Origin of the sequence: Luteimonas padinae, assembly GCF_014652935.1 — a bacterium.
GTDB lineage: Bacteria > Pseudomonadota > Gammaproteobacteria > Xanthomonadales > Xanthomonadaceae > Luteimonas > Luteimonas padinae.
On the sequence record NZ_BMZT01000002.1, the window covers coordinates 67,453 to 94,189 of the forward strand.

Sequence of the window (26,737 nt, forward strand, 5' to 3'; positions counted from 1 at the left end):
GCAACCCCATGGCACAGGCATCCGATCGCGACCCGTATCCCGACGCCCTGCGTGCCTGCGCGCTGCTGGTGGTGGTGCTCGGGCACTGGGTCGCGACCCTGCCTCGGCTGGCCGACGGGCAGCTGGTCGACACCGACCACCTGCTCGGCATCTGGGATATGGCCGGCGTCCTGACCTGGCTGGTGCAGGTGGTGCCGCTGTTCGTGTTCGTGTCCGCCGCGGTCAGCGCCGACGGCGTGGCGCGGCGGCTGCGGCAGCACCGGCAGGCGCAGTGGTGGGCCGGGCGCGCACTGGGCCTGGCGCGGCCGACGGTCACCTACCTGGCGGTGCTGGTGGCGCTGGCGGCGGTGTCGCTGTTCACCGGCGGACGCCTGCTGGGCGTGTTCAACCAGTCGCTGACGATCCACCTCTGGTTCCTGCTGATGCTGCTCACCGTGCAGGCGCTGCTGCCGTGGTGCCTGCGGCTGGACGCGCGCTTCGGGCTGCGCGCGGTGCTGGGGCTGGTGGCGGTGGCCGCCGCCCTCGACGTGGCGCGTGCCGGCGCGTGGACGCCGGAGGCGCTGCGCTGGCTGGGCCGCGGCGTGGCCGAAAGTCCACCCGGCATCGCCTGGCTCAACATGCTGGTGGTCTGGCTGCTGCCGCAGCAGCTTGGCATCGCGTGGAAGCGCGGGCGCTTCCGCGGCGTGGGCGCGGGCGTGGGCCTGCTCCTGCTGGGGTGTGCCTGGCTGGCCTGGGCGATGGCGAGCGGGTATCCGGTGGCGATGGTCGGCGTGGCGCTGGCCGGCAACAACATGCTGCCGCCGACGCTGGCCCTGGTTGGCGTGATGTGGCTGCAGGTGGGCGCCGTGCTCGCGTTCGAGCCGGTGGCGCGGCGCCTGCTGGCGGGCCGCGCGCTCGGGCGCGCGATCGCGGTGCTGGGCGCGCTCGGCATGCCGCTGTATCTCTGGCACAAGCTGGCCGAGCTCCCGGCCGCATGGCTGGGCGAGAAGCTCGGGCTGCCGATCGACGCCGGTGTCCCCGGCGAGCCCGGGTTCTGGGTGGGGCGCGCGGGCTGGATCGCGCTCTGCCTGCTGGTGGTGGCGCCGCTGGTGGCGCTGGTGGTGCGCTACGAACTGCGGCGCACGCGCGAAGTTCCCGCCGTGGATGCGCTGGCGCCGGTACTCCTGGGCGGGCTGGCCCTGTACCTGGGCCTGGCGTCGGCGCTGGTCTGGGGCGTGTGGCCGGGCGCTGTGGTCGGACTGGCGGGTGTGGCGCTGGCCTCGCGGCTGCTGCGGAAACGCGGCGATGGCTGAGCCCGGCGCGATGCTTCGCGTGGCCAGGCTGGTGTCGATCCTGGTGCATCCGGTGGTGGTCATGGCCGCGGCAGCGGTGGTGGCCGCAGGCGACGGCCCGTCGCCTGCGCTGCGCTGGCAGGCGCTCGCGGTGGTCGTGGTGGCCGCGACCGGAGTGATGGTCTACAGCATGTCGAAGACGCGCTCGGGGCGCTGGGTGCACGTCGACGCGTCGCAGCGGCACGAGCGCGCGCAGCTCAATCGCTTCGCGTCGTGGTGGCTGCTCGTGCTGGCGGTCGGCCTCGCGATGGCGGGCGCGCATGCCGGCGTCGTGGCCGCGATCGCGCTGTCGGGTGGAATCGTGCTCGCCGGCCATCTGCTGCGGCGCTGGCTGAAGAGTTCGCTGCACGTCGCGTTCGCCGCCTTCGCGACGGGCATCGCCTGGCCGCATGTGGCCGCCGCGGGCGTGCTGCTGGCGGCGACGGTCGCGGTCGCCTGGTCGCGGCTTGTCCTGCGCCGGCACGTCCCGGCCGAGCTCCTGTCCGGATCGCTGCTCGGCGCCGCGGCCGGTGCCGCGCTGCACGCCATCGTGCAGGGCTGGATTCCGGCGCCTGCTCCGACGCCCTGAGGCCGAATGAAGATCGTCCACTCGCCACTGCACCTGCGCTGGGCGTGGACACCTTCGAGGGCGATCCGATCAGCGCCTTCCGCCTGGGCGAAGCGCACTTCCCGATGATCGACACCAACGTGGCCGGCGTGCTCGGCGCGTTCTGCGGCGCGCGTCGCGTGGCCTCAGGCCAGGTGGCGCTTGAACCACGCGGTCGTGCGCTCCCAGGCCAGGCGTGCCGCCGCCTCGTCGTAGCGCGGCGTCGAGTCGTTGTGGAAGCCGTGCTGCGTGCCGGGATACACGTGGGCCTCGTACTCCGTGCCCGCCGCCTTCAGCGCCGCCTCGTAGGCCGGCCACGTCGCGTTGACGTGCTCGTCGGTCTCGGCGAAGTGGATCAGCAGCGGCGCCCTGATGCGCGGCACGTCTTCCGGCTTCGCTTGGCGGCCGTAGAACGGCACCGCGGCGGCCAGTTCGGGATAGGCCACCGCCGCCGCGTGCGACACGCCGCCGCCGTAGCAGAAGCCGGTGATGCCGACCTTGTCCGTGGTGCGCGCATCGGCCAGCAGGAACTCGATGGCGGCGAAGAAGTCGTTCATGAGCATTTCCGGATCGACCTTCGCCTGCAGCTCGCGGCCGCGCTCGTCGTTGCCGGGGTAGCCGCCGACGGAGTTCAGGCCGTCGGGCGCCAGCGCCGCGAAGCCGGCCTTGGCCACGCGCCGGGCGACGTCCTCGATGTAAGGGTTGAGGCCGCGGTTCTCGTGCACCACCACCACGCCGGGCACCGGGTCTTCGGCGCCGGCCGGCATCACCAGGTAGCCGCGCACCTCGCCATGGCCCTTCGGCGAGGGGTAGGTGATGTACTCCGCGCGGATGCCCGGGTCGGTGAACGCGACCTGCTGCGCCAGCGCATAGTCCGGGCTCAGCGCGGCCAGCAGGGCGACGGCGCTCATCCCCCCGATCGCCAGCGCGCCGGCGCGGTCCAGGAACTGCCGGCGGCTGAGCCGGCCATGCACGTAACCGTCGTAGAGCTCGAGCAGCTCGGGCGGAAAGTCCTTCGCGGTCAGGCGGGCCATCTGGGGCACCTCTCATGCGGGCGTGCGCGCCCAAGATAGCGCAGGTACGCCACGCGCTTGACCCGGGTCAAGGACGGCCGGCAGGCGCCCGCCGACCATGGCCGTCGCCGGGAATGCCGGCGCCATGACTGGAGATCCACATGCAGTTCGAACTCGACGGCCGGCCCGACGCCGCCACGCTCGCCGCCGCGCTCCGCCCGCTCGATCCTGATGCGCAGGTCGCGCTCGATGCCGGCAACGGCCGCCTCGACGTGGTCACCAGCGCCAGCCGCGAGCAGGTGGCCACCGCGCTGCGCCAGGCCGGCTACGGCGTGTCGCCGGTCGTGCAGGAGCTGCACGTCAGCGGCGGCAGCACCTGCTGCGGCGGCTGCAGCTGAGGATTCGCCTGCGCCGCAGGCGGGGCCTGCGCTCACGCCGGGCGGACGCATGCGTTGCCATGATCGGGCCAGTCCACCAGGAGTTGACCCGTGTCCGACAACCCGCTCACCGGCGAGGTCTCCAACAGCAAGCTCGCCGCCGTGTTCGACAGCACCGCCGCCGCGCGCGACGCCGCGGCCGCGCTGCTGTCGGAGGCCGGCCTGCAGCCGCAGCAGGTCAAGGTGATCACTCCCGACGAGCCCGACGCCAACATCAAGCTGGAGCCGGAAGGCAAGGGCATCTGGCGCACCATCCTGGTGGCGCACGTGAGGCTCGGCATCGTCGGAGCCATCCTGGGCGCGATCGCGTTCGGGATCATGATGTGGGCGGGGCTGCCGTTCGTGACGCGCTCGCCGGTGGCCGCCGGGCTGGTGACGATCTTCTTCGCGACCGTCGGCGGCCTGCTGCTGGGTGGGCTGGTATCGATCCGCCCCGACCACGACCGCTACGTCCACGCCACGCGCGACGCGATGGAGGCGCGGCGCACGACGGTCGTGGTGCACGCGCTGTCGAAGGACGAACAGCAGCGGGCCAGCGAACTTCTGTCCGCGCGCGGCGCTGACGTGACCGCCACGCTTTGACGCGGCGCTGCGGTCCGGCTTCGGCCGTGGGCAATCCGCTTCAGCGCGGCGGCGGGATCTCCGGGCGGCCGTTGGCGAACGCCTCGGCCAGGTAGTCGATCATCACCCGCACCTTGGCCGGCGGGCGCCGGTCGGGCGGGTAGAGCACGTGGATGCCGCCCAGCCGCACGCACGGCCGGTCGAGCTCCAGCACCACCAGCTCGCCGCGCGCCAGCGCCGCTTCGACGATGAACTCCGGCTGGTAGATGATCCCCTGGCCGCGCACCGCCGCCGCCAGCAGCGCATCGCCGTTGTTGGCCAGCAGGTTGCCGGTGACCGGCACGCGGACCTCGCCGTCGGCGCCGAAGGCCCAGTGCCCGCGTCCCTGCGTGCCCGAGAGCGTGTAGCCCAGGCAGTTGTGCTGAACCAGTTCGGCCACCCGCCGCGGCACGCCCCGCACGTCGAGGTAGGACGGGGACGCGCAGACCAGCATCGGGCTGTCGCCCAGGCGCCGCGCATGCAGCGGGCTGTCTGCCAGCCGGCCGATGCGCACGGCCAGGTCCCAGCTGCCGGCGACGAGGTCGAGTTCGGCGTCGCTCAGGCCCAGCTCCACCGTGACCTCCGGATGGCGGCGGCAGAATTCCGGGACCAGCGGCGCCACGAAGCAGCGCCCGAAGGACAGCGGCACGTTCATGCGCAGGGTGCCGGTGGCCTTGACCCGCTGGGAGGCGACGGCGGCCTCCGCCTCGTCGATCTCCGGGAGGATGCGCAGGCAGGCGTCGAGGTAGTCGCTGCCGGCCTCGGTCAGCGCCAGGCGCCGGGTGGTGCGATGGAACAGCTTCACGCCCAGCCGGGCCTCGAGCGCGTTGACGTGCTTGGTCGCCATCGCCGGCGACATGCCGAGATGGCGGGCCGCCGCCGAGAGGCTGCCGTCGGTCGCGGCGCGGACGAAGACGCGCATGCTGGTGATCCGGTCCATGGCGTCAATCTAACACTGTGGGTATCAAGTGTTGATCGGTAGTGCCTGATTCTGTTCCTTCGGGGCGGAGACCATACTGTCGGGCATGAACACGAACCCGTCCACTTCCCCCAGCGGCAACGGCAATGCGCCGGCCGCCGACCGTGCCGCGCGCATGCCCGTGCTCTTCGTTCCGCACGGCGCCGGACCCTGCTTCTTCATGGACTGGAACCCGGCCGACACCTGGGACCGCATGGCCGCCTTCCTCAAGGGCGTGGCCGGCACCCTGCCGGAGGCGCCGCGGGCGATCGTGCTGGTGTCCGGGCACTGGCTGGAGCCGGGTTTCAGCGTCACCGGCAGCGCCCGGCCGGCGTTGATCTACGACTACAGCGGCTTCCCTGCGCACACCTACGAACTCACCTATCCTGCGCCCGGCGAACCGGCCCTTGCCGACCGCATCGTGCAGCTGCTGGGCGAGGCCGGTGAGCAGGCGCGCGTGGACCCGCAGCGCGGCTACGACCATGGCGTCTTCATTCCGCTCAAGCTGATGTTCCCGAAGGCGGACATCCCGGTGGTGCAGCTGTCGCTGCGCCGCGACATGGATCCGGCCGCGCACATCGCCGCCGGCCGCGCGCTGGCCGCGCTGCGCGACGAAGGCGTGCTGGTCGTCGGCAGCGGCATGAGCTTCCACAACATGCGCGGCTACGGTGATCCGCGCTACACGCCGGTCTCGGCGAAGTTCGATGCCTGGCTGACCGCGGCGATCGAAAGCCCGACAGAGCAGCGCGAGGCCCTGCTGCGCGAGTGGGCGAGTGCTCCGCACGCGCGCGACAGCCATCCGCCGGGGGGCGAGGAGCACCTGTTGCCGCTGCTGGTCGCCGCCGGCGCGGGCGCCGGCTCCGAGGGCCGCAAGGTCTACTCGGAAGATGTCATGAAGACCACGCTTTCCGCATTCCGCTTCGGCTGATCCAGAGCCGCCCCACGTACAGGAGTTCCCCAATGAAGATCGACCTTTCCGGCAAGTCCGCCATCGTCACCGGCTCCACCGGTGGCATCGGCCTGGCCATCGCCACCGGTCTGTCGAAGGCCGGCGCCGCGGTCACCGTCGTCGGCCGCAGCCAGGCGCGCGTGGACGAGGCGCTGGTGAAGCTGCGCCAGGACGGCGGCCGCGACGACGCCACCGGCGTGGTCGCCGACCTCGGCACCGCCGAAGGCGCCGCCGCGCTGACCGCCGCGCGCCCGGACGCCGACATCCTCGTCAACAACCTCGGCATCTACGGCGCGCGCGAGTTCTTCGACATCGACGACGCGCTGTGGGACGAGTTCTGGCAGGTCAACGTCATGAGCGGCGTGCGCCTGGGCCGCCACTACGCGCGCGGCATGCGCGATCGCGGCTGGGGCCGCATCCAGTTCGTGTCCAGCGAGTCGGCGCTCAACATCCCCACCGAGATGGTCCACTACGGCGTCACCAAGTCGGCGCTGCAGGGCCTGTCGCGCGGCCTGGCCAAGGCCCTGGCCGGCAGCGGCGTCACCGTCAACACCATCCTGCCGGGCCCGACGCGCACCGAGGGCGCGGTGGACATGATGGCCGGCCTGGCCGCCGAGCGTGGCGTGACGCCGCAGGAGATGGAGGCGCTGTTCCTGGCCGAGAACCGGCCGTCGAACCTGCTGGGCCGCTTCGCGACGCCGGAGGAGGTCGCAGCGCTCAGCGTCTACGCGGCATCGCCGCAGGCCAGCGCCACCACCGGTTCGGCGCTGCGCGTGGACGGTGGTACGGTCGAGACCATCGCCTGATTTCCTGCGGGGAAGGGCATGCACATCCTTGAGGAGTTGAACATCATGCAGAAGCGCAAGCTGGGCCGCAGCGGCCCTGAAGTCGCCCCCCTCGTCTTCGGCGGCAACGTCTTCGGCTGGACCGCCGACGAGGCCACCTCCTTCAAGCTGCTCGACCGCTTCGTCGAGCGCGGCTTCAACGCCATCGACACCGCCGACGTCTATTCCGCCTGGGGTCCCGGCCTGTCCGGCGGCGAGTCCGAAACCGTCATCGGCAACTGGCTCGCGAAGCGCGGCCGCCGCGACGACGTGGTGCTGATGACCAAGGTTGCCAAGTGGGCGCCGCGCAAGGGCCTGTCGGCGGCCAACATCGAGGCTGCGGTCGAGGATTCGCTGCGCCGCCTGCGCACCGACCATCTCGACGTCTACTTCGCCCACGAGGACGATGCCGCCGTGCCGCTGGAGGAAACCCTGGGCGCGTTCTCGAAGCTGGTGGACGCCGGCAAGGTGCGCACCGTCGGCGCCTCCAACTACGACGCCGCGCGCCTGCGCGAGGCGCTGGCGGTTTCCGCCGACCACGGGTTCGCGCGCTACGAGGTGCTGCAGCCGGGCTACAACCTGTACGACCGCGCGGGCTACGAATCGGAGCTGGCCGCGGTGACCGCGGAGCACGGGCTCGGCGTGGTGAGCTATTTCTCGCTGGCCAGCGGCTTCCTGACCGGCAAGTACCGCAGCGCCGACGACCTGGAAGGGAGCGCGCGCGCCGGATTCCTCGGCGGCTACTTCGACGCCCGCGGCCTGGCGCTGCTGGACGCGCTGCGCAAGGTTGCCGACGACGTCTCCGCCACCCCGGCCCAGGTCGCGCTGGCGTGGCTGATGACGCGGCCGCAGGTCACGCCCATCGCCAGCGCCACCAGCCTCGCGCAGCTCGAGGACATCATGGGCGCGGCCGACCTGGTCCTGCCCGCGTCCGCGCTCCAGGTGCTCGACGCCGCGAGCCGTCCCGCGGCCTGAGCCGGCCGCGTCGGGATGGCGCTGGTGCACCATCTCGCAAAGCGGGACGGCGTGCTTCGGCGCATGCTCTGAGCGGCGAGGCTGTACCGGCGGCGGAAGCCTGTCAGACTCGGGCTTCCGCCCACCACAGCCAACGCAATGCACACCATCGAACTGCAGCGCAAGGTCTTCCTCTTCCTGTTGCTGGCGGTGACGCTGGCCTTCGGCTGGATCCTGCTGCCGTTCTACGGCGCGGTGTTCTGGGCGGTGATCCTGGCGCTGCTGTTCTCGCCGCTGTACCGCCGCCTGCTGGTGCGGATGCGCGGGCGGCGCAACCTCGCCGCGCTGTCCACGCTGCTGGTCTGCCTGCTGATCGCGATCCTGCCGGTGGCGCTGATCGCGGTGTCGCTGGCGCGGGAGGCCAGTGCGATCTTCCAGCGCATGCGCGAGGGCGACATCGGCTTCGCGCACTACTTCGAGCAGGTCATGCGCCTGCTGCCGGACTGGGCCAGCGACCTGCTGGGGCGCCTCGGCCTGGGCACCATTCCCGAGCTGCAGGACAAGCTGGCCGACGGTGCCGCCACGCTCAGCCAGTTCGTCGCCACCCAGGCGGTGAACCTGGGGCAGGGCACGATGCAGTTCTTCGTGTCCTTCGCGATCATGCTCTACCTGCTGTTCTTCCTGTTCCGCGACGGCGCCGTGCTGGCCGCACGCATCCGCCGCGCGATTCCGCTGAACGAGGCGCACAAGCGCGCGCTGCTGGGCAAGTTCACCACCGTCATCCGCGCCACGGTCAAGGGCAACATCGTCGTGGCCCTGGTGCAGGGCGCGCTCGGCGGCCTGATCTTCTGGATCCTGGGCGTGCAGGGCGTGGTGCTGTGGTCGGTGGTGATGGCCTTCCTGTCGCTGCTGCCGGCGCTGGGCACGTTCCTGGTGTGGGGGCCGGTGGCGATCTACTTCCTCGCCACCGGCTCGGTGGTGCAGGGCCTGGTGCTGATCGGCTACGGCGTGTTCGTGATCGGGCTGGTGGACAACATCCTGCGCCCGATCCTGGTCGGCAAGGACACGCGCATGCCCGACTACATCGTGCTGGTGTCGACGCTGGGCGGCATGGCGCTGTTCGGGCTCAACGGCTTCGTGATCGGGCCGCTGATCGCCGCGCTGTTCATCTCGGCATGGGACCTGTTCTCGGCGCCGGCCGAGTCGGTGGATGCCGCCTCGGATGCCGGCGCGGACCTCGACGCCGGCGCGGACCTCCATGCCGGCCCGCCAGCCCGTGGCAGGGCCATGGACCAGGCGGCGCCCGACGGCACCGCCTGAGGCTCAGGACGACCGGGCGGAATCGAAGACCGGCTCGAAGCCGGCCCACATCATGCGCTTGCCGTCGAAGGGCATCTCCGGCATGTCCTGCATGGCCGGGTCCTCCTGCATCGCCTTCGCCGCGCGGTCGCAGGTGGCGCGGTCGGGCCAGGCGATCCAGCTGAACGCCGCGACTTCGCCGTCCACCGCCTTGGTGGCACGGTAGAAATCGGTGCGCTTGCCATGGGGCACGTCCTCGCCCCAGGCCTCGACCACGCCGTCAGCACCGGCTTCGCCGAACATCTCCCAGCCCTTGCGGGCCATGTCGGTGTAGGCGGCCTTGTTCCCGGCCGGGACGGCCAGGGCGAAGCCCTGGTAGTAGTCCGAGCCCATCGGCTCGCCCGCCTCCAGCACCGGCGAGAAGCCGCCGTAGATCATGCGGCTGCCGTCGAAGGGCATCGGTGGCAGCGCGGCCATCGCTTCGTCGGTCTCCATCGCCTGCCATGCGGCGTCGCAGGTGGCGCGGTCGGGCCAGGCGATCCAGGAGAAGACGACCGTCTCGTCCCCGCCGGCCTCGACCGCGCGGTGGAAGTCGGTGGTGTGGCCGTGCGGGACGTCGACGCCCCAGGTCTCGACCATGCGCGTCGCACCGTGCTTCGCGAACACGTTCCACGAGGCGGCGGCATGGGCGATGTAGTCCTGCTTGCGGGCCGTGGGGACGGCGGCGACCAGGCCGGTGTAGTAGGGCATGCGATGTCTCCAGGGGGAGCGGGGCGGCGGCCCCGGCGGATGCCGGAGGCGCGGCCACGTTAGCGGCCGGAATGTTGCGCGCGCGTCATCCGCGGCTGCCGTCCGTCGGCGGAACGGGATCGGCCGCACCGGACAGGATGCCCGGCGCGTCGCAGGCCGGCTGCCCGAACCAGTCCAGGACGGCGGGCGCCAGCACGTCGAGCTGCATCGGCAGGCTGAGGTGGTCCTGCCCGGCCAGCTCGATGTAGCGGGCGTGGGGCGCCGAGGCCGCCAGCGCGCGGCCATGCGCGACCGGCACGTGGCGGTCGGCGTCGCCGTGCACCAGCAGCGGGCAGGGCACCCCGGCCAGCGCGGCCGCCACGTCCACGCGGTCCAGCGGCAGGCCCAGGGTGTCGCCCGCGCGCTCGATCGCGGCGTCGAGCACCGCATCGTTCAGCCGCCAGCGCAGCCATTGGCGGGTCAGCCAGGCCGAGGGAGGCGCCGGCGCGTCGGTGAGCATGTAGGGGACCATGTCGCGGATCGCGTCGTCGGCCATGGCGAAGGATTCCATCGCGACCACGCGCTCGGCGCCCAGCGCCGGATCCGCGCCGGCGAAGATCGCCGTGGCGGCCCCGTAGGACACGCCGAGGACGTGCAGCGGGCCCACCACTTCGCCCTGGCGGCGTAGCGCGGCCACCACGTCCACCACGTCGGCGGCCTCGCGCATGCCGTAGCCCGAGGGTGCGGTGCCGGAGCGGCCGTGGTTGCGCAGGTCGATCGAAATCGTGCGGTAGCCGGCCTCGCCCAGGCGCAGCGCCCAGGGCAGCATCGAATCGCCGTGCATCATCCAGCCGTGCAGCAGCACGACGGTGCCGCGCGGCGTGCCGGCGGGGGCGTCAGGCACCTGGAAGTCGAGGTCGGGGAAGGTGTCGGCCGCGCCCAGGTCGCGGGGCCAGGACATCCGCAGCGCGTAGTCCGCGGGATCGATCGCGCGCCAGAAGACGTCGACGCCGGCGCGCGTGGTGACGCGGCCTTCGCGGTCGCGCAGCCGCGCCAGCGCGGCGTCGATCGGCGCGCGCGGCAGCAGCGGCGAGGTCCCGTCGGGCGCGACCAGGTGGGCGGCCAAGGAGGCCGGCAGGCCCGGCAGCGAAGAGAAGCCGGCGAGCAGCAGGCAGGCGAGGAGGAGGGCGGCAAGGCGGAGCATTCGGGCGGCGCGCTGGACAAGGCGGTCCAGCGTGCCGGGCGCCCGGCGCCGGCTCTACCGCAGCCGCATGACAGTGTGATGACGATTGTCGGGGCGTTCAGGCCGGCATCCTCCCCGTGAACGCGGACGCCCGCGCCGGAGCTGCCGGCGCGGGCGTCGACGAGCGGTCCTGCGGTGGCGTCAGCCGACGCTGATGCTGCCCTTCATGAGGGCCGCATGGCCGGGGAAGCTGCAGAAGAACTCGTAGGGGCCGCCGTCCTTGATCTTCGACACGTCGAAGGTGACCGAGGTGCTCTCGCCGCCGCCGATCATCTCGGTCGCGGCGATGATGCGGCTGTCGCCGGCCTTGACGTAGCCGGCCGACGCGCCGGCACTGATGCCGTCCGCGGCCACGCCGGCCATGTCGGAGGTGGCGGCGATGACCACGTTGTGGCCCATCGCGGCCTCGGGCAGGCGGCCGACGTGGGTCAGGTTGATGGTGAACTCGCTGCAGCTCGCCGGCACGGTGATCGACGACACGTTGAACTTCATCATGTCGTTGCCCTCGATCGCGACGCTGCAGCCGGTGACGGCGGCGTCGCCAGCGGCGGCCGGAGTGGCGCCGGCGGCGTCCACCGCGCCGGTCTCGCCGGTGGCGGTCGAGGTGCCGTCCAAGGGCGCGGCGTCGACGGGCACATCAGGGGTGGCGGTATCGTCGGCCGGAGCGGTGCCTGCCGGCGTCGTGGTATCTGCCGGCGTGGTCGGCGCCGGAGGCGGCGTCGCAAAGGCCGGATCGGCGGGCTGCGGGGACTCGCCGCCGCAGGCGGACAGGGCCAGGGCACAGGCGGCGGCGATCAGGGATGCTTGCAGTTTCATGGAATCCTCGTGGTGGGAGAGAACAGGGGGATGATGCCGTTTCGCGGGCTGATCCGCGTGTGAAGGCGGCGTCAGGCCGGTGCAGTTCCGCGCGGGGGCGGCGGGGGCGGATCGATGCTCCGGCCCCGGGCATCGACCAACAGCCGCGCGCGCCGGCCCTGGTGGTAGAAGCTGGCGCGGTAGAGGCCCGCGTCCTCGCCGGTGCCGCGCTCGCACAGCACGCTCACCTTGCCGCGGGCCATCAGCCCGCGGAATTCCTCCACCTCCAGGCCCAGCTCCCGGGCCACCAGGGCACCGTCGACCTCGATGTCCGGGCGGTCGGCGAGTTCGAGCGGGATGGCGTCGCCCACGGCGTCCTCCGTCATGTGTACCGATGCAGGCAGGCTCGCCGTTCGCCGCGCCGCCCGCATTGACCTGGGTCATGCGGGTGGCCGCCGCCGCGACGCCCTATCATGGCCGGCTGCAGCATTCCCGGATCCGCACATGCCACTCCCGTCCTTCCTGCGCCGGCCGAGCCTGGTCACCCAGATCGTCATCGGCCTGCTCGCCGGCGTCGTCCTCGCCCTGGTCTCGCCGCGGGCGGGCGCGGCGGTGGGCCTGCTCGGCACCATATTCATTTCCGCGCTGAAGGCGGTGGCCCCGGTGCTGGTCCTGGTGCTGGTGGCCGCGTCCATCGCCAACCACCGGCAGGGCCAGGACACGCGCATGCGGCCGATCCTCGGCCTGTACCTCGTCGGCACGGTGATGGCGGCGCTGGTGGGCGTGGCGGCGAGCTTCCTGTTTCCGACCACGCTGGCCCTGGACGTGCCGGCCGACGCCGCGCTGAGCGCGCCGGGCGGCATCGGCGAGGTGCTCCGGACCCTGGTCCTGAAAGTGTTCGACAACCCCTTCAACGCGCTGGTCGACGCGAACTACATCGGGCTGCTGGCCTGGGGCATCGCCATGGGCCTGGCGCTGCGGCAGTCGGGCGATGGCACCCGCCGGGTCCTGTCCGACTTCTCGGAGGCGGTCACGCGCGTGGTGCGGCTGGTGATCCGGCTGGCACCGGTGGGCGTATTCGGGATCGTGGCCTCGATGCTCGCCGGGACCGGGCTGTCGGCGCTGCTCGACTACGCGCACCTGCTGGCGGTGCTGCTGGGCGCGATGCTGTTCGTCGCGCTGGTGGGCAATGCGCTGCTCGTGTTCGCGGTGACCCGGCGCAATCCCTGGCCGCTGGTGCTGCGCTGCCTGCGCGAGAGCGGCATCACCGCCTTCTTCACCCGCTCCTCGGCGGCCAACATCCCGGTGAACATGGAGCTCTGCGCGAAGCTCGGCCTGCACCGGGAAACCTGTTCGGTGGCGGTGCCGCTGGGGGCCACGGTCAACATGGCGGGCGCGGCGATCACCATCTCGGTGCTGTCGCTGGCCGCGGTGCACACGCTGGGCATCCAGGTCGACCTGGCGACGGCGCTGCTGCTCAGCGTGGTCGCGGCGATCGGCGCCTGCGGCGCGTCGGGCGTGCCTGGAGGATCGCTGCTGCTGATCCCGCTGGCCTGCGGCCTGTTCGGAATCAGCGATGAAGTCGCCATGCAGGTGGTGGCGATCGGCTTCATCGTCGGCGTGGTGCAGGACTCGGCGGAGACCGCACTCAACTCGTCCACGGACGTCGTCTTCATCGCCGCGGCCTGCGGCGTGACCTCGGGGCGGGACGTGGAAGGGCGGGACGCAGCAGCCGGATCCGTCCTGCCGGAGCGTGCGGGCGACGGCAGGACGGAGGCCTGAGCCGGAGCGGCGCGCCGGCAGGCGGGCCGCGGCGGGCGGTCAGCCCTTGGTGCCGGCCTTGGCGGCCTTGGGCTCGACCTTGGTGGCCTTGCGCGTGGTGCTGCGGGCGGAATATGGGCGCAGCGGCGTGTTGCCGAGGACTTCGATGCGACCGCCGGCCTTCTTGAACGCGGCGACATCGGCCGCGATGCGCTGGCTGGTCAGGTGGGCGGCGCTGGTGGTGGCCGCGCTGCCGCTGCGGCGCAGCGGGGCGGATGCGCGCGGGCGCGCGGCGGCCGGGGCGGCGGCGGTGCTGGTGGTGGTCTTCTTGGTACTGCTGCGGGACATCTCGACTCCTGTCGTGGGTGCCTGCGACGCGCGCGACGGCGGCGGGCAGGCCTGCGGAGGGCGGCCATGGGCAGTGTGGGGACCTGGTCCCCGGGAGTGCGGCGCGAAGCGCCATGGGAATGGACTGCCGGACCAGGACGCGGCTGGCAGCCGTGGGGGCATGCGCGTCCTGCGGCTATTGTACCAATCGCGCATTAACAAAATGTTCGCCAGGTATTGACGGCGGCTTCATGCCATGGCAGGCGCGCAGCAGGGCGATGAATTCGCCGGGCGGCATCGGCCGGACGATCCCGAAACCCTGCGCCGCGTCGCACCCGGCCGCCAGCAGCCACGCGCGCGTGGCGTCGTCCTCCACGCCCTCGGCGGCGACGCGCGCGCCCAGTTCGTGCCCCAGGTCGATGGTGGCGCGCACGATCGCCTGGTCCGACCGTGATGCCAGCAGCGGCTGCACGAAGGACCGGTCGATCTTGAGCTCGTCCGGGGCCAGGCGCCGCAGGTTCACCAGCGACGAGTGCCCGGCACCGAAGTCGTCGACCGAGATCCGGATCCCGCACGCGCGCAGCCGCGGCAGCGCGCTGGCGACGAGTCCGGGCTCGCGCATCACCTCGGTCTCGGTGATTTCCAGCATCAGCCCGACCCTGCTGCCGGCGCTGGCCTCGATGATGGCGTCGACCAGCCGCGGGTCGGCGAGGTCGTTGGCCGAGACGTTGATCGAGATGTGCAGGGGATGCCCGGTGTCGGGCCAGTCACGGGAGTGCGCGAGGCCATGGCGCACCAGGTAGAGGGTCATCTCGCCGATGGTTCCGGACTGTTCGGCCGCGGGAACGAACATGTCGGGCTCCAGCGGGCCCAGCTGCGGGTGGTCCCAGCGGGCCAGGAGTTCGGCCCCGATCCAGCGGCCGCTGCGCAGGTTGATCCTGGGTTGCAGGGCGAAGCCGAGGCTGCCATCGGCGATGGCGTCGCGCAGTCCGGCGACCAGCGCGGCGTTGGCAGGGAGGCGGGTGCCGGGGGCGATTCCGCCGGGACTCCGCCGCACCCGGTGTCGCTGCCATGCCAGCAGCGCGAGGGTCGCGAGCAGCAGCGCCGCCGCGGTCATGGCGGCCAGGCGCCAATCCGGCCGGGAGTCGCCATCGGCTGCGGGGGCGCCGGCGCCCTGCATGACCGGACTGCCGATCCACTGCACGTAGAGGTCGTTCTGCACGCCGGCACGCCCCAGCCGCTCGAGCGCGCCGTTGATCCGCGGCACCAGGTCCGGGCGCCCGCGCCGGACGGCGTACACGTATTTGCGCTCCAGCAGCGGCGGACTCAGCGCGACCAGGTCGTGCAGGTCCGAACGCCGGATCGCGTCGTAGCCGATGCCGGTCGGGACCAGCGCGTAATCGGCACCGCCGCGGGCGACGAGCTGCAGGGTGTCGGCCTCGTTGTCGAGCCCGATGATGGTGATGCCCGGCCGGTCGAGGCCGCGCAGCGCTTCCCAGGCCAGGCCGGCGCCCTGGACCGCGACGCGGCCGCCACCGAGCGCCTCCAGCGAGTGGACCGTCGGGGTCTCGTAGTGGCCGAACAGCGCGTGGTGGCGCAGCAGGAGCGGCTCGGTGAACAGGAAGCGGCGCTCGCGCTCGGCGGACCAGAACATCGGCACGGCGTCGAGTTCGCCGCGCTCGAGGCGTTCCAGCGTCGTCGCCCAGTCGCCGAGTTCCACCACCAGTTCCAGGCCGAGGTCGGCGGCGACGGCCTGCGCCAGGTCGACGTCGAAGCCGTCCGCTTCACCCCGGGTGTTGCGGAAGTGGTACGGCGGATACGCGGCATCGCCGCCTAGGCGCAGCGTTCCGGTGGCCGGCGAGGCCCCGTCCGCCGCAGGCGCCAGCGCGGGGTGCACTCCGAGCGCGAGGACCAGCAGCACCGGCCACCACCAGCGTGGTCGCCATCGTTCCCGGCCCTTGCCATCGGCTTGCATGGTCACAACACCGTCCCCAGGCCGCGCCAGACCGAGTATTAACACGGTTCAGGTGGCTTTGGGCGCCCGGCCGGTCCGGTCATGGCCGCCTGCGGGCCCTTCCGCGCGTGACGCGCGCCGGGCTGCCGGGCGTGCCTTGCGGGGGTTCAGTCGCCGGGGGCGGAGCGCTCCGCAGCCGCGCCCGGGATGCTGTCGAGCATCCGCTTCACGTGCTGCGCCGGATTCATGTCGGAGTGCACGGCCAGCACGCGGCCGTCCTGGCCGATGAGGTACGAGGTGCGGCTGGACATCTCCGGCTTGCGCTCCAGCACCGCGGCATAGCCGGCGGCGATCTTCGCGCCGGGATCGGCGGCCACCGGGAACTTGCCGGCGCAGGTGGCCTTGTCGGCGGAGAATGCGCGCAGCTGTTCCGTGTTGCCGGCGGTCACGCCGATCACCGACACGCCGCGGGCCCTGAAGTCGTCGACCGCCAGCGAGAACAGCGAGGCCTCGATGTTGCAGCCGGGCGTGTTCGCGGCCGGGAAGAAGTAGAGCACCACGGGGCCGTCGCGCAGCGCCTTCGACAGCGAATAGTCGAACGGTTCGCCCGCGAGCCACGCCGGCGCGGTGAAGTCCGGCGCGGGATCACCCGGCTGCAGCGTCGCACGGGCCTGGAACGAGCAGGCGGAGGCGAGCGCGAGGGCGGCGAGGACAAGGCTGCGCGTGATGGTGTTCATGGCGGGACTCCTGGTGTCGGCTGATTCTAGCGGCCCGGGGCCGGCCGGCCGCAGCAGCGTGCGGGGGCTGCCGCGAGGCGGCGAGGGGCGGCGAGGGGCGGCGAGGGGCGCGATGCCGGCGGCGTCAGACGTCCAGGCCCGATTCGCGGCGCCGGCCCGCCTTCAGTGCGCGCCTGCGGTCCTCCGCGCTGCCCCAGCGGCGCACGCTGCGCTGGAAGAACAGGCTGTTGGGCACGCGCAGCACGCTGCCACGGGCATCGCCGGCGTCGTCGACTTCCTGCAGCGTGGTGTAGACGAGGTTGATGTCGGTGACGCGGCCACCCAGCCCGGGCTTGTCGCCGCTCTCCAGGATCTCGACGTGGTCGTACAGCCGGAACGGGCGCGTGGCCAGGATCAGCATCGTGCAGAAGATGTTCGACAGCACGCTCCACGCGGCGAAGAAGGCCACCGCGGCCACCGCCGCGAAGCCGGTGAACGCCGTCCACAGCACCGTGCCCGAGACCCCGAGCCGCTGCAGCACCAGCAGAAGCGCCGCCGCCGAGATCAGGAACGTCACCACCCGCCGCGAGCCGATCACCAGCTCCGGCGGCGCGTCGTAGCGGGCCCAGACGCGGTCGCCGACGCGGCGCACCACCAGGCGCAGCAGCCACGCCGCCAGCAGGATCAGCGCGACCTGGCCCAGGGGGATGATCACCCCCAGCCATTCCTGCATCCAGACGGGCAGATATCCGCGCATCACGGCTCCCCGACGGCACCGCGCCGTCGCGGCCGCGATTGTCCCAGATCGATCCGGCGCACGGAATGCGGCGACGCGCTACATCACCGCCAGCGTGCGGTTGTCGAACTGCCCGGGGTGCTGGCGGCGGATCTCGAGCTTGCGTTCGATCGCCGCCAGGATCTCCGCGGCGAAGTTGACGCCGGCCATGGTGCTGCACGAGCCGAGGTTGCCGGGCGAGAATACGTTCACCTCGAGGACGGTGTCACCGATGATGTCGACGCCGACCAGGAACATGCCGTCGCGCAGCAGCTTGGGCCGGATCATCTCGGCCACGCGCAGCTCGCGTTCGGTGATGCGCACCGCGCGCGCCTTGCCGCCGGCGTGGATGTTGCTGCGGATGTCGCCCTTGGCGCCGACGCGGCGCATCGCCGCGTACTTCGTCCCGACCCTGAGCGGCTCGCCGTTCATGAGGAAGAAGCGGATGTCGCCCTTCTCCGCGCCCGGCACCCAGGCCTGGGCGATGATGTAGCCGTCGCGCCCGATGGCCTCGACCATCTGGTTGAGGTTCTTGCCGCTCTTGCCGTCCAGCAGGAACACGCCCTGGCCGCCCGAGCCCTGCAGCGGCTTCAGCACCACCTTGCCGCCGTGCGCCTTGGCGAAGGCGCGGATGTCGGCGGTGGAGCGGCTGATCAGGGTTTCGGCGCGGACCTCGCGCGGGAAGGACTGGAAGTACAGCTTGTTGATCGCCTCCGACAGCGAGGCCGGGTCGTTCAGCACCAGGCAGCCGCGGGCCGCGGCCAGGCGCCCGAACTGGATGCCCGCGAACTCGGCCCAGGGGCGCTCGCCGGCGTCGTTGGAGGGATCGTTGCGCAGCATCAGCACGTCGATCGAGGCGATCTCGATCAGCTCGCGCGGGCCCGCGGCCTGCAGGTCCTTGAAGAACCTCGGCCGCCCCCGCTTGCTGCCCTTGGTCGCGGGCAGCATGCGGGCGTGGACGCGCAGGTCGTCGTCGGTGCCGAGGACGAAGTCGCCGGGGGTGATGTAGGCGACGTCGTGCCCGCGGCGCGAGGCCTCGTGGGCGAGGATGGTGGTGGTATAGCCCTCGTATTCGAGCTCGATGTCGTTGACGAAGAAGGCGATCAGCATGGCGCGGGATCCTGCAGGTGGTCGAGGAAGGCACCCCCGGCGCGGATGCGCGCAATGCGCGCGCGGGCCTCGGGGCGGGTGAGGAACTCGGGGGTCGCGGCCGGCGCGCGCAGGATGCCGCGGGCCTGGAGCTCCTCGACCATCGGCACGTGGGCCTCGGCGATCTTGCCCAGCCAGAACGGATCCAGCTCGCGGCCGGCGGCGACGAAGGCGAACACCTGGCGCAGCCCGCGCAGGTAGATCGCGTCCTTGGCCAGGCCGCCGGAGCGGAACACGCGGGCGATGATGGTGAAGGCGGTACGCGCCGCGAAGCCGTGTTCGCCGACCAGCAGCCGCTGGCAGTCGCCGAACGCGGCGCCGGCCAGCATCGCGTCCACCACCAGCACGCGTGCGGCCAGGAGCCGCAGCCGCGCCGGCGTGAGCCCGCCGACCAGGTACTCGGCGAACACGCCCAGGCCTTCCTGCACGCCTTCGTAGCCGGCCAGCCCGGCGCCGAAGATGCCCAGTCCCTGCTGGCCGCCGTTGATGCAGGTGAGCACGTGCACGCCGACCTCGTGCTGCAGCAGCGCGTCCAGGCGCGCGCGGCGCATCCGGGTGGCGGTGGACACCAGCACGCTGTTGCCGCTGACCATGAGCCCCGGCGCGAGGTCCTCGCGCAGGCAGACGTCGGCCTTGAACACCGGCACCTTGTGGCGATAGCGCGCGATCATCCGCTGGGCCGCGTCGCCGACCTCGTGCGCCCCGACCATCTCCGGATCGCCCGCCGGCGGCTCGGCGACGCGGGCGAGGATGCCGTGCGCGTCGGCCAGCAGGGCGGGTTCGACCGCGCCGTACAGCATCACCGAACCGTGCCGGAACGCGGGCGTGTTGCGGCACTGGAGCAGGGTCAGCTGCAGGTCGAGTTCCTGCCGCTTCTGCTGGAACAGCGTCTCCAGCACCGGATCCTCCACCGCGCGCAGGTCGATCGCGTGCAGCGCGCGCTTGGCCAGCGCGGGGTCGACGGTCAGCGGGCGGTAGCGGAAGCGGGGGTCGGGCGCGGCCTGTCCGCGGCAGCGCTCGAACTGCTCCACGGTGTCGATCGGCGAGACGCCGAGCAGGAAGTCGAAGGAGCGGCTGATGCGGGCCAGTTCGCGGTCGGCGACCACGGCCGCCTCGATGTAGCGGCTGCGTCCGAGCGAGCGGTGCTGCGGCGCCGGGCGGCCGCTGCCGGCGGCGACGAAGGCGGCAGCGGCGCGCAGAAGCGCATCGAACACCCGGGTTTCCAGCTCGTGGAAGACCTGCGGATAGATCCCGCCGTGGCCCCCGGGCACCAGGTGGATGCGCGGCAGCCCCAGCGTCAGTCGGGAGAGGCGCGCGGCGTCGTCCGGCAGCCCGGCGGGAAGGGCACGGGCATCGGCATCGTCGAGGCGCTCGATCCGGGGCTCGCGCAGGTCGATGCACAGGCCTGCCAGCGCCGCCGCGAGCTCGCCCGCGGCCGCCTGCGCCGCCGGGTCGCGGCTGCAGCCGATGGTGAAGCGGAACGGCTCCAGGCGCGCGCTGTCCTCCTCGAGGCTGTCGTCGCCGGCGAGGTCGTGGAGGCCGACGACGAGCAGGCGGGGACAGTCCTCGAGCTGCCGCGCCACCACGCTGCGCACGCAGTCGGCCACGCCGGCATCCCCGTCGCCGGCGGACCAGAGGATGCTGGCCGGACTGATCGCGGCCACGCGCCGGGCCAGGCTGTGCGCGGTGTCATCGCTGCGGTGCGCGACCAGGAAGGGCAGGGGGCGGTCGACGTAGACGCGACCGCCGTCCGGCAGGACGTGATGCTGCGGGCCGTCATCGGACCGGTCCGGCGCCGCGGACCACGCGGGCGTCCGGTCAGCCATGGCGGTCCAGCAGCTCGCGCGCGGTATCGACCACGTGCCCGATGAAGCCGCGCATGGCGGCCAGCTCCGCCGGGTCGGGCGCGCCGCTCCATTCGTCCATGAAGAACTTCTTGAACTCCAGCGCGATCGCGCAGCCGTGCTCCGGGTGGCGTTCGTGCACGAAGCGGGTGAGGGCGCCGCGGCCCTGGAAGGCCACGTTCTCGCGCACGTCCAGCCGGCGCCCGCGGAAATCGAAGTCGCGCATCGCGTCCATCAGCGGGTCGAGCACCGGCGCCCAGCGCGCCCTCGGCATCGAGAAGGTGCCGATGTTGATGTCCGGGGCGTCGGCCTGCGGCGTCGGCGGCGCGGCGGGTCCGTCGCGGCGGTGGTTGTAGCTGTGGACATCGATCAGCACATAGGCGCCGTGCGAGGCGCGGATGTCGTCGAGCAGCTGTCCCATCATCGCGTAGAAGGCGCGATGCAGGCGCAGCGAGCCTTCGACCAGCGATTCCGCCGGGGACGCGGCCCAGACCTGCAGGCCCCAGGACTGGTCGGGCGTCCGGTAGAAGGCTTCGTCCTCGCCGCGGTTGAGGTCGACCTCGAAGCGCGAACGGCCGGCGATCACGTGCGTCGGCGCCGCGGCGGCGGCCTGGCCGGTCCAGGGATCCTCCTCGCGCAGGCGGCCGGCTTCGTCCAGCGCCATGGCCGTCGCGATCTCCGGGCGCAGGCCGTGGCCGTCGTGGATGGCGGTGGCGAGCACGCGGTCGTCGCTGCGCTGCACGGTCCACCAGGGCGGGGCGTGGGTGGGTGTGGTGTCCATGGCCGCCGGTTCTACGCAGGAGGGCGTGACCGGGGCGAAAACGCGGCCGTTGGGTATGCTTGGACGGTTGGCGCCCTTCGCGGCGCCTGCCCATCGCATCCAGTCCGGAGACATCCAGCTTGAAGACCAGCCTTCTCAGCGCGGCGACCGCGCTCGCCCTGTCGCTCGCCGCCCCCGTGCATGCCCATGACGTGCACGCGGCCGACGAGTGCATCGACATCGCCTGCGACGCCAGCCTGCTGTTCGAGGCCGGCGACTCCGCAGCGGATGCCGGCGGCACCGTTGCCGCCACCCGCTACGGCACCTGGGGCATCGACACCGCCGGCATGGACACCTCGGTCGAGCCGGGCGACGACTTCTTCCGCTACGTCAGCGGCACGTGGGCCGACAGCACGGACATCCCGTCGGACAAGTCGATGTACGGCTCGTTCCTGGTGCTGCGCGACCTGTCCGAGGCCCGCGTCCGCGGCCTGGTCGAGGGCTACGTGCAGCAGGGCGCGGCGGCGACCGGCGACGCCGCCAAGGTCGCCACGCTGTACCGCAGCTTCCTCGACGAGGCCGCGATCGAGGCCCTGGGCGCGAAGCCGCTGGCGCCGTACCTCGACGCCATCCGCGCCGCCGCCGACAAGGACGCGATGGCCGACCTGATGGGCGCGTCCTCGGGCAGCGTCGGCGCCACCCTGTTCCGCCTGGGCGTGTCCGACGACCAGCGCGATCCGGACCGCTACACGCTGTACATGAGCCAGTCCGGCCTCGGCCTCGGCGACCGCCAGATGTACCTGGACGAGAAGTTCGCGCCGCAGCGCGAGCGCTACGTCGCCTACATCGCGCAGCTGCTGGAGCTGGCGGGCTGGGACGAGCCGAAGGCGAACGCGCAGCGCGTGTTCGATTTCGAGAAGTCGGTGGCCGAAGCCCACTGGACCCGCGCCGAAAGCCGCGACCGCAGCCGCACCTACAACCCGGTCGAGCGCGCCGCGTTCGCGACCACCGCGCCGGGCTTCAACTGGGAGCGCTATTTCGCCGCCGCCGGCGTCGGGCAGGCGCCGCGCGCGGTCGTGCGCCAGGACAGCGCGATGCCGAAGCTGGCGAAGCTCTTCGCCGACGCCGACCTCGACACGCTCAAGGCCTGGCAGGCCTTCCACGTGACCGACCAGGCCGCGCCGCTGCTGTCGAAGGCCTTCGTCGACGCGAACTTTGATTTCCGCTCGAAGTTCCTCTCCGGCCAGCCGGAGCAGAAGGAGCGCTGGAAGCGCGGCGTGGCGCACGCCGAAGGCGCGATGGGCGAGGCGATCGGCCGCGACTACGTGGCGCTGTACTTCCCGCCGGACGCCAAGGCGAAGATGGACGACCTGGTCGCCAACGTGAAGGCCGCCATGGGCGCGCGCCTGGACCAGCTCGAGTGGATGGGCGATGACACCAAGAAGGAGGCCCGCGCCAAGCTGGCCGGCTTCGGCCTGAAGATCGGCCACCCCGAGACCTGGCGCGACTACGCCGCGCTCGAGGTCCGCGATGGCGACGTGCTTGGCAATGCGCTGCGTTCGGCTGCCTTCGAATGGGACTACGACCGCGGGCGCATCGGCGGGCCGGTCGACAAGGCCGAGTGGGGCATGACGCCGCAGACGGTCAACGCTTACTACTCGTCGGTGAAGAACGAGATCGTGTTCCCGGCCGCCATCCTGCAGCCGCCGTTCTTCGATCCCGATGCCGATCCGGCCGTCAACTACGGCGGCATCGGCGGCGTGATCGGCCACGAGATCATCCACGGCTTCGACGACCAGGGCCGCAAGTCCGACGGACAGGGCCTGCTGCGCGACTGGTGGACGGCCGAGGACGCGGCGAAGTTCGAGGCCCAGGCCGCGAAGCTCGGTGCCCAGTACGAGGCCTACGAGTTCCCGCAGCTGCCGGGCATGCACATCAACGGCAAGGTGGCGATGGGCGAGAACATCGGCGACCTCGGCGGCCTGACCATCGCGCTGGAGGCCTACCGCCGCTCGCTGGGCGGCCAGGAGGCGCCGGTGATCGACGGCTTCAGCGGCGAACAGCGCTTCTTCATGGGCTGGGCCCAGGTGTGGCGCACGCTGTGGCGCGACGATGCGCTGCGCCAGCAGCTGGTGAACGGCACGCATTCGCCGGGCCACATCCGCGCCTTCGCGCCGCTGCGCAACATCGACGCCTGGTACGAGGCCTTCGGCGTGGACAAGGACGACGCGCTGTGGGTCGCGCCGGAAGACCGCGTGCGCATCTGGTGAGGCCGACAGGGCGGTGATCCGCCCGCCGGTCGAGGCGAAGGGCAGGCCAAGCGGCCTGCCCTTCGTCGTTCCAGGACAGGCACCGCGGCGGCCGCCCCCTTTCCATCGCCCCCCGTTCCGTGGCGTAATCGGGCAACCCACGTCGTCCGCTCTACCCGAGGTCCGCAGTCCGAACAGCCACAGGAGCCAGCCACGCGATGCATCCGGAAGTGATCAGCGAGGAGTACGGGATTCCCGCCGCACAGGCGAGGGACATCATCGGCCGCGAGACGCGGCGCGCGCTCCTGCGGCGCTGGCAGGCATGGGCCTGGCTGGTGGTGACGGCCGGGCTGGCGGGCGCGCTGTACGCCATGCAGCCCGGGAACGGCCTCTGCGCCCTGCTCATCGGAACCGGCGCGCTGCTGGTGTGGTACCAGGTCGGGCGCTTCCTCGCCGAGCCGGCGGTGCACGCCGCCGCACGGGAGCGCTCCACGGCTTGACCGCGGTCAGGGCCGGCCCGCGCCGGCCCGCCTAGGCTTGCACGCTCGCCTTCATCCCGAGCGCCTGCATGTCCGAGCCATCCATCCTCGTCATCGGAGCCGGCCCGGCCGGCCTGTCGCTGGCGCGCGCGCTGTCGATGCGCGGCCTGCATGTCGACGTCATCGAACGGCAGCCCCGCGCCGCGATCGCTGAGCCGGCGCCCGACGGCCGCGAGATCGCGCTGACCCGGTCCTCGATGCGACTGCTTCGCGAGCTGGGCATCCTCGATCGCATCGACGCCGCGAAGGTGGCACCGCTGGTGCGTGCACGGGTCGCCGACGGCGACGCCGGCGAGGGCTTCGAGGTCGATGCCGGACCGTTCGGGCACGAGGCGCTGGGGAGCCTGGTCGCGAACAGCGACATCCGCGCTGCTGCCTGGGCCGTGGTCGAGGCCGATCCGCGGATCCGCGTGCACTTCGACGCGCGCGTGGCGTCGGTGGCGGCGGGCTCGCGAACGGCGGAGGTGGTGCTCGAGGACGGCCAGCGCTTCGAGGCGCCGCTGCTGGTCGCGGCCGACAGCCGCTTCTCGTCCACGCGCCGCGCCCTGGGCATCCCGGTCGCCATGCACGATTTCGGCAAGACCATGCTGGTCAGCCGCGTGCGTCCGGAACAGGGCCACGACGGCGTGGCCTGGGAATGGTTCGGCCACGACCAGACGCGCGCGCTGCTGCCGCTCAACGACGGGCTCGCCTCGGCGGTGCTCACGGTGACCGGCGCCGAGGCCGACGCGCTGCTGGCGCTCGCGCCCGACGCCTATGCGCGCGAGCTGGAAGCGCGCTACCGCGGCCGCTTCGGCGCCATGGTGCCCGAGGGGCCGGTGCATGCGTATCCGCTGGTGGCGACCTGGGCGCACCGCTTCGTCGGCCCGCGCTTCGCGCTGGTGGGGGACGCGGCGGTGGGCATGCATCCGGTGACCGCGCACGGCTTCAACCTCGGCCTGGCCAGCGTCGAGCGGCTGGCCTGTGCGGTGGCCGATTCGATGTCACGGCACGGCGATCCTGCCGATCCGGCGCTGCTCGCGCGCTACCAGCGCCGGCACCGCGCCGGCTGCGCGACGCTGTTCCTGGGCACGGCGCTGGTGGTGCGCGTGTTCACCGACGACCGCCTGCCGCTGCGACCGCTGCGGCGCGCGATCATCGGCGCCGGGCGTGCGCTGCCGCCGCTGCGGCGTGCGCTGGCCGATGCGCTGCTGGACGATGGCCCGGTGGACCCGACGCCGCTGCAGCGCCTGCGCCGCGGCTTCGAGGTCCTGCGGCCGAGGTCGCCCGGCGGCCGGCGGCTACAATGAACGGCCCGATATCGCTCCGGAGCCGCCATGCCCGCCATCCCCGCCTGCCCGCAATGCGGCCTCGAGAACACCTATGCCGACGGCGCACTGCTGGTCTGCGCCGACTGCGGCCACGAGTGGGCGCCGGGCGAGGGTGGCGACGCGGCGGGTGACGCGCCGGTGGTGCGTGACGTCAACGGCAACCCGCTCGCGGCGGGCGACACCGTGGTCGTCATCAAGGACCTCAAGGTCAAGGGGTCGTCGATCCCGCTCAAGCAGGGCACGGTGATCCGCAACATCCGCCTGGTCGAGGACGACGCCGAGCACATCGAAGGCCACTCCGACCGGATCAGGGACCTGGTGCTGAAGACCTGCTTCCTGCGCAAGGCCTGAGCAAGCGATGGGTGAAGCGGCCGCCAGCGGCACGGTGCCAGCCGGACGACGCCGCGTCGCGGTGGTCGGCGGCGGGCCGGCCGGGCTGTTCGCGGCCGAGCGGCTGCGCGCGTCCGGCTGCGAGGTCCATGTCTTCGAAGCCAAGGGCTCGGCGGGCCGCAAGTTCCTGGTGGCCGGCAAGGGCGGGCTCAACCTCACGCACTCCGATCCTCCGGCGCTGTTCGCCAGCCGCTACCGCGAGCGCGCGGGCGAGGTCGCGTCCTGGCTCGAGGCCTTCGACGCCGACGCGCTGCGCGCCTGGGCGCTTGGCTTGGGCGTGCCGACCTTCGTCGGCAGCTCGGGCCGCGTGTTTCCCGAGGACCTGAAGGCGGCGCCGCTGCTGCGCGGCTGGGTGCGACGCCTGCGCGCGCAGGGCGTGCATCTCCACGTCCACCATCGCTGGGCGGGGTGGGCCGACGACGGCAGCCTGCGCTTCGACGCGCCCGACGGTGCGCTCGCCTTCGACGCCGACGCCACGGTGCTGGCGCTGGGCGGCGGCAGCTGGCCGCAGCTTGGCTCAGACGGCGCCTGGCAGGCGCTGCTGCGCGACGCCGGGATCGACCTCGCGCCGCTGCAGCCGGCCAACTGCGGCTTCGACGCCGGCTGGTCGCCGCATTTCGCCGCCAGGCACGCCGGTGCACCGCTGAAGCCGGTGGTCGCGCACTGGCGCGAGGCCGACGGCAGCGTGCATGCGCTGCAGGGCGAGTGCGTGGTGTCGGAGCACGGGATCGAAGGCAGCCTGGTCTATGCCATCTCCGCTGCGCTGCGCGACACCATCGCCCGCGAGGGCCACGCGATCCTGGAGCTGGACCTGGTGCCCGGCCGCGACCTGGCCCGGCTCCAGCACGACCTGGCGCGCCCGCGCGGCAAGCGCAGCGTGTCGGAGCACCTCCGCCGCGCCGCGGGCATCGACGGCGCCAAAGCGGGCCTGCTGCGCGAGGTGCTGGGCGCCGATGCCATGCACGATCCGGCCGCCGTCGCGGCCGCGGCCAAGCGCCTCCCGCTGCGGCTGGTCCGCGCGCGCCCCATCGCCGAGGCGATCAGCAGCGCGGGCGGCATCCGCCTGGAAGCCCTGGACGCACAGCTGATGCTGCGCGCGCGTCCGGGCACCTTCGCCGCCGGCGAAATGCTCGACTGGGAGGCGCCGACCGGCGGCTACCTGCTCACCGCCTGCTACGCCAGCGCCCACGTGGCCGCGGCGGGCGTGCTGCGCTGGCTGTCGACGCCGGCGTGACGACCGCGCCG

The 26,737-nt window shown here is 72.5% G+C and carries 27 protein-coding genes and 1 pseudogene; 14 read left to right on the forward strand and 14 right to left on the reverse strand.

Features of this window, described 5'->3' with window-relative positions:
• Window positions 1-8 precede the first annotated feature (8 nt).
• Complete coding sequence (locus IE168_RS02150; RefSeq protein WP_189494758.1) at window positions 9-1,292, forward strand: acyltransferase family protein; 1,284 nt, start codon at window positions 9-11, stop codon at window positions 1,290-1,292.
• Window positions 1,285-1,899 carry a hypothetical protein gene (locus IE168_RS02155; protein WP_189494761.1) on the forward strand — a complete coding sequence of 205 codons (615 nt, stop codon included), beginning with the start codon at window positions 1,285-1,287 and terminating at the stop codon, window positions 1,897-1,899. Before IE168_RS02150 ends, IE168_RS02155 begins: the two co-directional genes overlap by 8 nt.
• A 164-nt stretch (window positions 1,900-2,063) precedes the next feature.
• Here the strand turns inward: IE168_RS02155 and yghX are convergent, their stop codons facing one another.
• The gene (gene yghX / locus IE168_RS02160) at window positions 2,064-2,951 is read right to left on the reverse strand and encodes a YghX family hydrolase (RefSeq protein WP_189494764.1); all 888 of its coding nucleotides are present in this window, start codon (window positions 2,949-2,951) and stop codon (window positions 2,064-2,066) included.
• A 140-nt stretch (window positions 2,952-3,091) separates the two neighbouring features.
• Here yghX and IE168_RS02165 point away from each other — a divergent pair, with 140 nt between their 5' ends.
• The gene (locus IE168_RS02165; protein ID WP_189494766.1) at window positions 3,092-3,328 is read left to right on the forward strand and encodes a hypothetical protein; all 237 of its coding nucleotides are present in this window, start codon (window positions 3,092-3,094) and stop codon (window positions 3,326-3,328) included.
• A 90-nt stretch (window positions 3,329-3,418) separates the two neighbouring features.
• A complete protein-coding gene (locus IE168_RS02170) occupies window positions 3,419-3,949 on the forward strand; it encodes a riboflavin biosynthesis protein RibA (RefSeq protein ID WP_189494769.1) in 531 nt (176 codons plus the stop codon).
• 40 nt (window positions 3,950-3,989) lie between these two features.
• On the opposite strand, the gene IE168_RS02175 is transcribed toward IE168_RS02170, so the two are convergent.
• Window positions 3,990-4,907: a LysR family transcriptional regulator gene (locus tag IE168_RS02175; RefSeq protein ID WP_189494771.1), complete on the reverse strand. Its 918-nt coding sequence runs from the start codon at window positions 4,905-4,907 to the stop codon at window positions 3,990-3,992.
• Window positions 4,908-4,992: 85 nt separating this feature from the next.
• On the opposite strand from IE168_RS02175, the gene IE168_RS02180 reads away from it, so the two are divergent.
• The 4 genes from IE168_RS02180 (at window position 4,993) to IE168_RS02195 (ending at window position 8,972) form a co-directional block, all read left to right on the forward strand.
• Window positions 4,993-5,853, forward strand: a complete 861-nt coding sequence (locus IE168_RS02180) for a DODA-type extradiol aromatic ring-opening family dioxygenase (RefSeq protein ID WP_229823022.1) — start codon at window positions 4,993-4,995, stop codon at window positions 5,851-5,853.
• 32 nt (window positions 5,854-5,885) lie between these two features.
• Window positions 5,886-6,680, forward strand: coding sequence for an SDR family NAD(P)-dependent oxidoreductase (locus IE168_RS02185; RefSeq protein ID WP_189494774.1), 795 nt, complete (start codon window positions 5,886-5,888; stop codon window positions 6,678-6,680).
• 42 nt (window positions 6,681-6,722) lie between these two features.
• A complete protein-coding gene (locus IE168_RS02190) occupies window positions 6,723-7,673 on the forward strand; it encodes an aldo/keto reductase (protein ID WP_229823060.1) in 951 nt (316 codons plus the stop codon).
• A gap of 138 nt (window positions 7,674-7,811) precedes the next feature.
• Entirely contained in the window at window positions 7,812-8,972 is a 1,161-nt protein-coding gene (locus IE168_RS02195) for an AI-2E family transporter (protein WP_189494780.1), read from the forward strand.
• Window positions 8,973-8,975: 3 nt separating this feature from the next.
• On the opposite strand, the gene IE168_RS14485 is transcribed toward IE168_RS02195, so the two are convergent.
• From IE168_RS14485 to IE168_RS02215, 5 genes and pseudogenes are all read right to left on the reverse strand, one after another.
• Complete coding sequence (locus IE168_RS14485) at window positions 8,976-9,344, reverse strand: DUF1428 domain-containing protein (RefSeq protein WP_225217982.1); 369 nt, start codon at window positions 9,342-9,344, stop codon at window positions 8,976-8,978.
• 3 nt (window positions 9,345-9,347) lie between these two features.
• Window positions 9,348-9,701 (reverse strand): annotated as a pseudogene (locus IE168_RS14490) (DUF1428 domain-containing protein); the annotation flags it as partial.
• Window positions 9,702-9,786: 85 nt separating this feature from the next.
• Complete coding sequence (locus IE168_RS02205) at window positions 9,787-10,884, reverse strand: alpha/beta fold hydrolase (RefSeq protein ID WP_189494785.1); 1,098 nt, start codon at window positions 10,882-10,884, stop codon at window positions 9,787-9,789.
• A 180-nt stretch (window positions 10,885-11,064) separates the two neighbouring features.
• Window positions 11,065-11,739, reverse strand: a complete 675-nt coding sequence (azu, locus tag IE168_RS02210) for an azurin (RefSeq protein WP_189494788.1) — start codon at window positions 11,737-11,739, stop codon at window positions 11,065-11,067.
• A 71-nt stretch (window positions 11,740-11,810) separates the two neighbouring features.
• Window positions 11,811-12,104: a DUF6522 family protein gene (locus IE168_RS02215; RefSeq protein WP_189494791.1), complete on the reverse strand. Its 294-nt coding sequence runs from the start codon at window positions 12,102-12,104 to the stop codon at window positions 11,811-11,813.
• A gap of 118 nt (window positions 12,105-12,222) precedes the next feature.
• On the opposite strand from IE168_RS02215, the gene sstT reads away from it, so the two are divergent.
• Window positions 12,223-13,500, forward strand: a complete 1,278-nt coding sequence (gene sstT, locus IE168_RS02220) for a serine/threonine transporter SstT (protein WP_189494794.1) — start codon at window positions 12,223-12,225, stop codon at window positions 13,498-13,500.
• 39 nt (window positions 13,501-13,539) lie between these two features.
• Here the strand turns inward: sstT and IE168_RS02225 are convergent, their stop codons facing one another.
• The 7 genes from IE168_RS02225 to IE168_RS02255 form a co-directional block, all read right to left on the reverse strand.
• Window positions 13,540-13,827, reverse strand: coding sequence for a hypothetical protein (locus IE168_RS02225; protein ID WP_189495327.1), 288 nt, complete (start codon window positions 13,825-13,827; stop codon window positions 13,540-13,542).
• Between the two features lie 175 nt (window positions 13,828-14,002).
• Window positions 14,003-15,781 (reverse strand): EAL domain-containing protein, encoded by a 1,779-nt coding sequence (locus IE168_RS02230; protein WP_229823065.1) that lies wholly within the window; start codon window positions 15,779-15,781, stop codon window positions 14,003-14,005.
• Window positions 15,782-15,927: 146 nt separating this feature from the next.
• The gene (locus IE168_RS02235) at window positions 15,928-16,497 is read right to left on the reverse strand and encodes a peroxiredoxin (RefSeq protein ID WP_189494800.1); all 570 of its coding nucleotides are present in this window, start codon (window positions 16,495-16,497) and stop codon (window positions 15,928-15,930) included.
• A 124-nt stretch (window positions 16,498-16,621) separates the two neighbouring features.
• Entirely contained in the window at window positions 16,622-17,233 is a 612-nt protein-coding gene (locus IE168_RS02240; RefSeq protein WP_189494803.1) for a mechanosensitive ion channel family protein, read from the reverse strand.
• Between the two features lie 78 nt (window positions 17,234-17,311).
• Window positions 17,312-18,361 carry a glutathione synthetase gene (locus tag IE168_RS02245; protein WP_189494806.1) on the reverse strand — a complete coding sequence of 350 codons (1,050 nt, stop codon included), beginning with the start codon at window positions 18,359-18,361 and terminating at the stop codon, window positions 17,312-17,314.
• A complete protein-coding gene (locus tag IE168_RS02250; RefSeq protein WP_189494809.1) occupies window positions 18,355-20,226 on the reverse strand; it encodes a peptidase MATCAP family protein in 1,872 nt (623 codons plus the stop codon). Before IE168_RS02250 ends, IE168_RS02245 begins: the two co-directional genes overlap by 7 nt.
• Window positions 20,219-21,025, reverse strand: coding sequence for an N-formylglutamate amidohydrolase (locus IE168_RS02255; RefSeq protein WP_189494811.1), 807 nt, complete (start codon window positions 21,023-21,025; stop codon window positions 20,219-20,221). Before IE168_RS02255 ends, IE168_RS02250 begins: the two co-directional genes overlap by 8 nt.
• A gap of 119 nt (window positions 21,026-21,144) precedes the next feature.
• Here IE168_RS02255 and IE168_RS02260 point away from each other — a divergent pair, with 119 nt between their 5' ends.
• The 5 genes from IE168_RS02260 to IE168_RS02280 all read left to right on the forward strand — a co-directional run bounded on the left by IE168_RS02260 (window position 21,145) and on the right by IE168_RS02280 (window position 26,726).
• Window positions 21,145-23,274: a M13 family metallopeptidase gene (locus tag IE168_RS02260; protein ID WP_229823024.1), complete on the forward strand. Its 2,130-nt coding sequence runs from the start codon at window positions 21,145-21,147 to the stop codon at window positions 23,272-23,274.
• A gap of 197 nt (window positions 23,275-23,471) precedes the next feature.
• Window positions 23,472-23,753 carry a hypothetical protein gene (locus tag IE168_RS02265; RefSeq protein ID WP_189494813.1) on the forward strand — a complete coding sequence of 94 codons (282 nt, stop codon included), beginning with the start codon at window positions 23,472-23,474 and terminating at the stop codon, window positions 23,751-23,753.
• Window positions 23,754-23,821: 68 nt separating this feature from the next.
• Window positions 23,822-25,081 (forward strand): 5-demethoxyubiquinol-8 5-hydroxylase UbiM, encoded by a 1,260-nt coding sequence (gene ubiM / locus IE168_RS02270; RefSeq protein ID WP_189494815.1) that lies wholly within the window; start codon window positions 23,822-23,824, stop codon window positions 25,079-25,081.
• A gap of 27 nt (window positions 25,082-25,108) precedes the next feature.
• Complete coding sequence (locus IE168_RS02275; RefSeq protein ID WP_189494817.1) at window positions 25,109-25,453, forward strand: zinc ribbon domain-containing protein YjdM; 345 nt, start codon at window positions 25,109-25,111, stop codon at window positions 25,451-25,453.
• Window positions 25,454-25,460: 7 nt separating this feature from the next.
• Window positions 25,461-26,726, forward strand: a complete 1,266-nt coding sequence (locus tag IE168_RS02280) for a TIGR03862 family flavoprotein (protein WP_189494819.1) — start codon at window positions 25,461-25,463, stop codon at window positions 26,724-26,726.
• The last annotated feature ends 11 nt before the right edge of the window (window positions 26,727-26,737 follow it).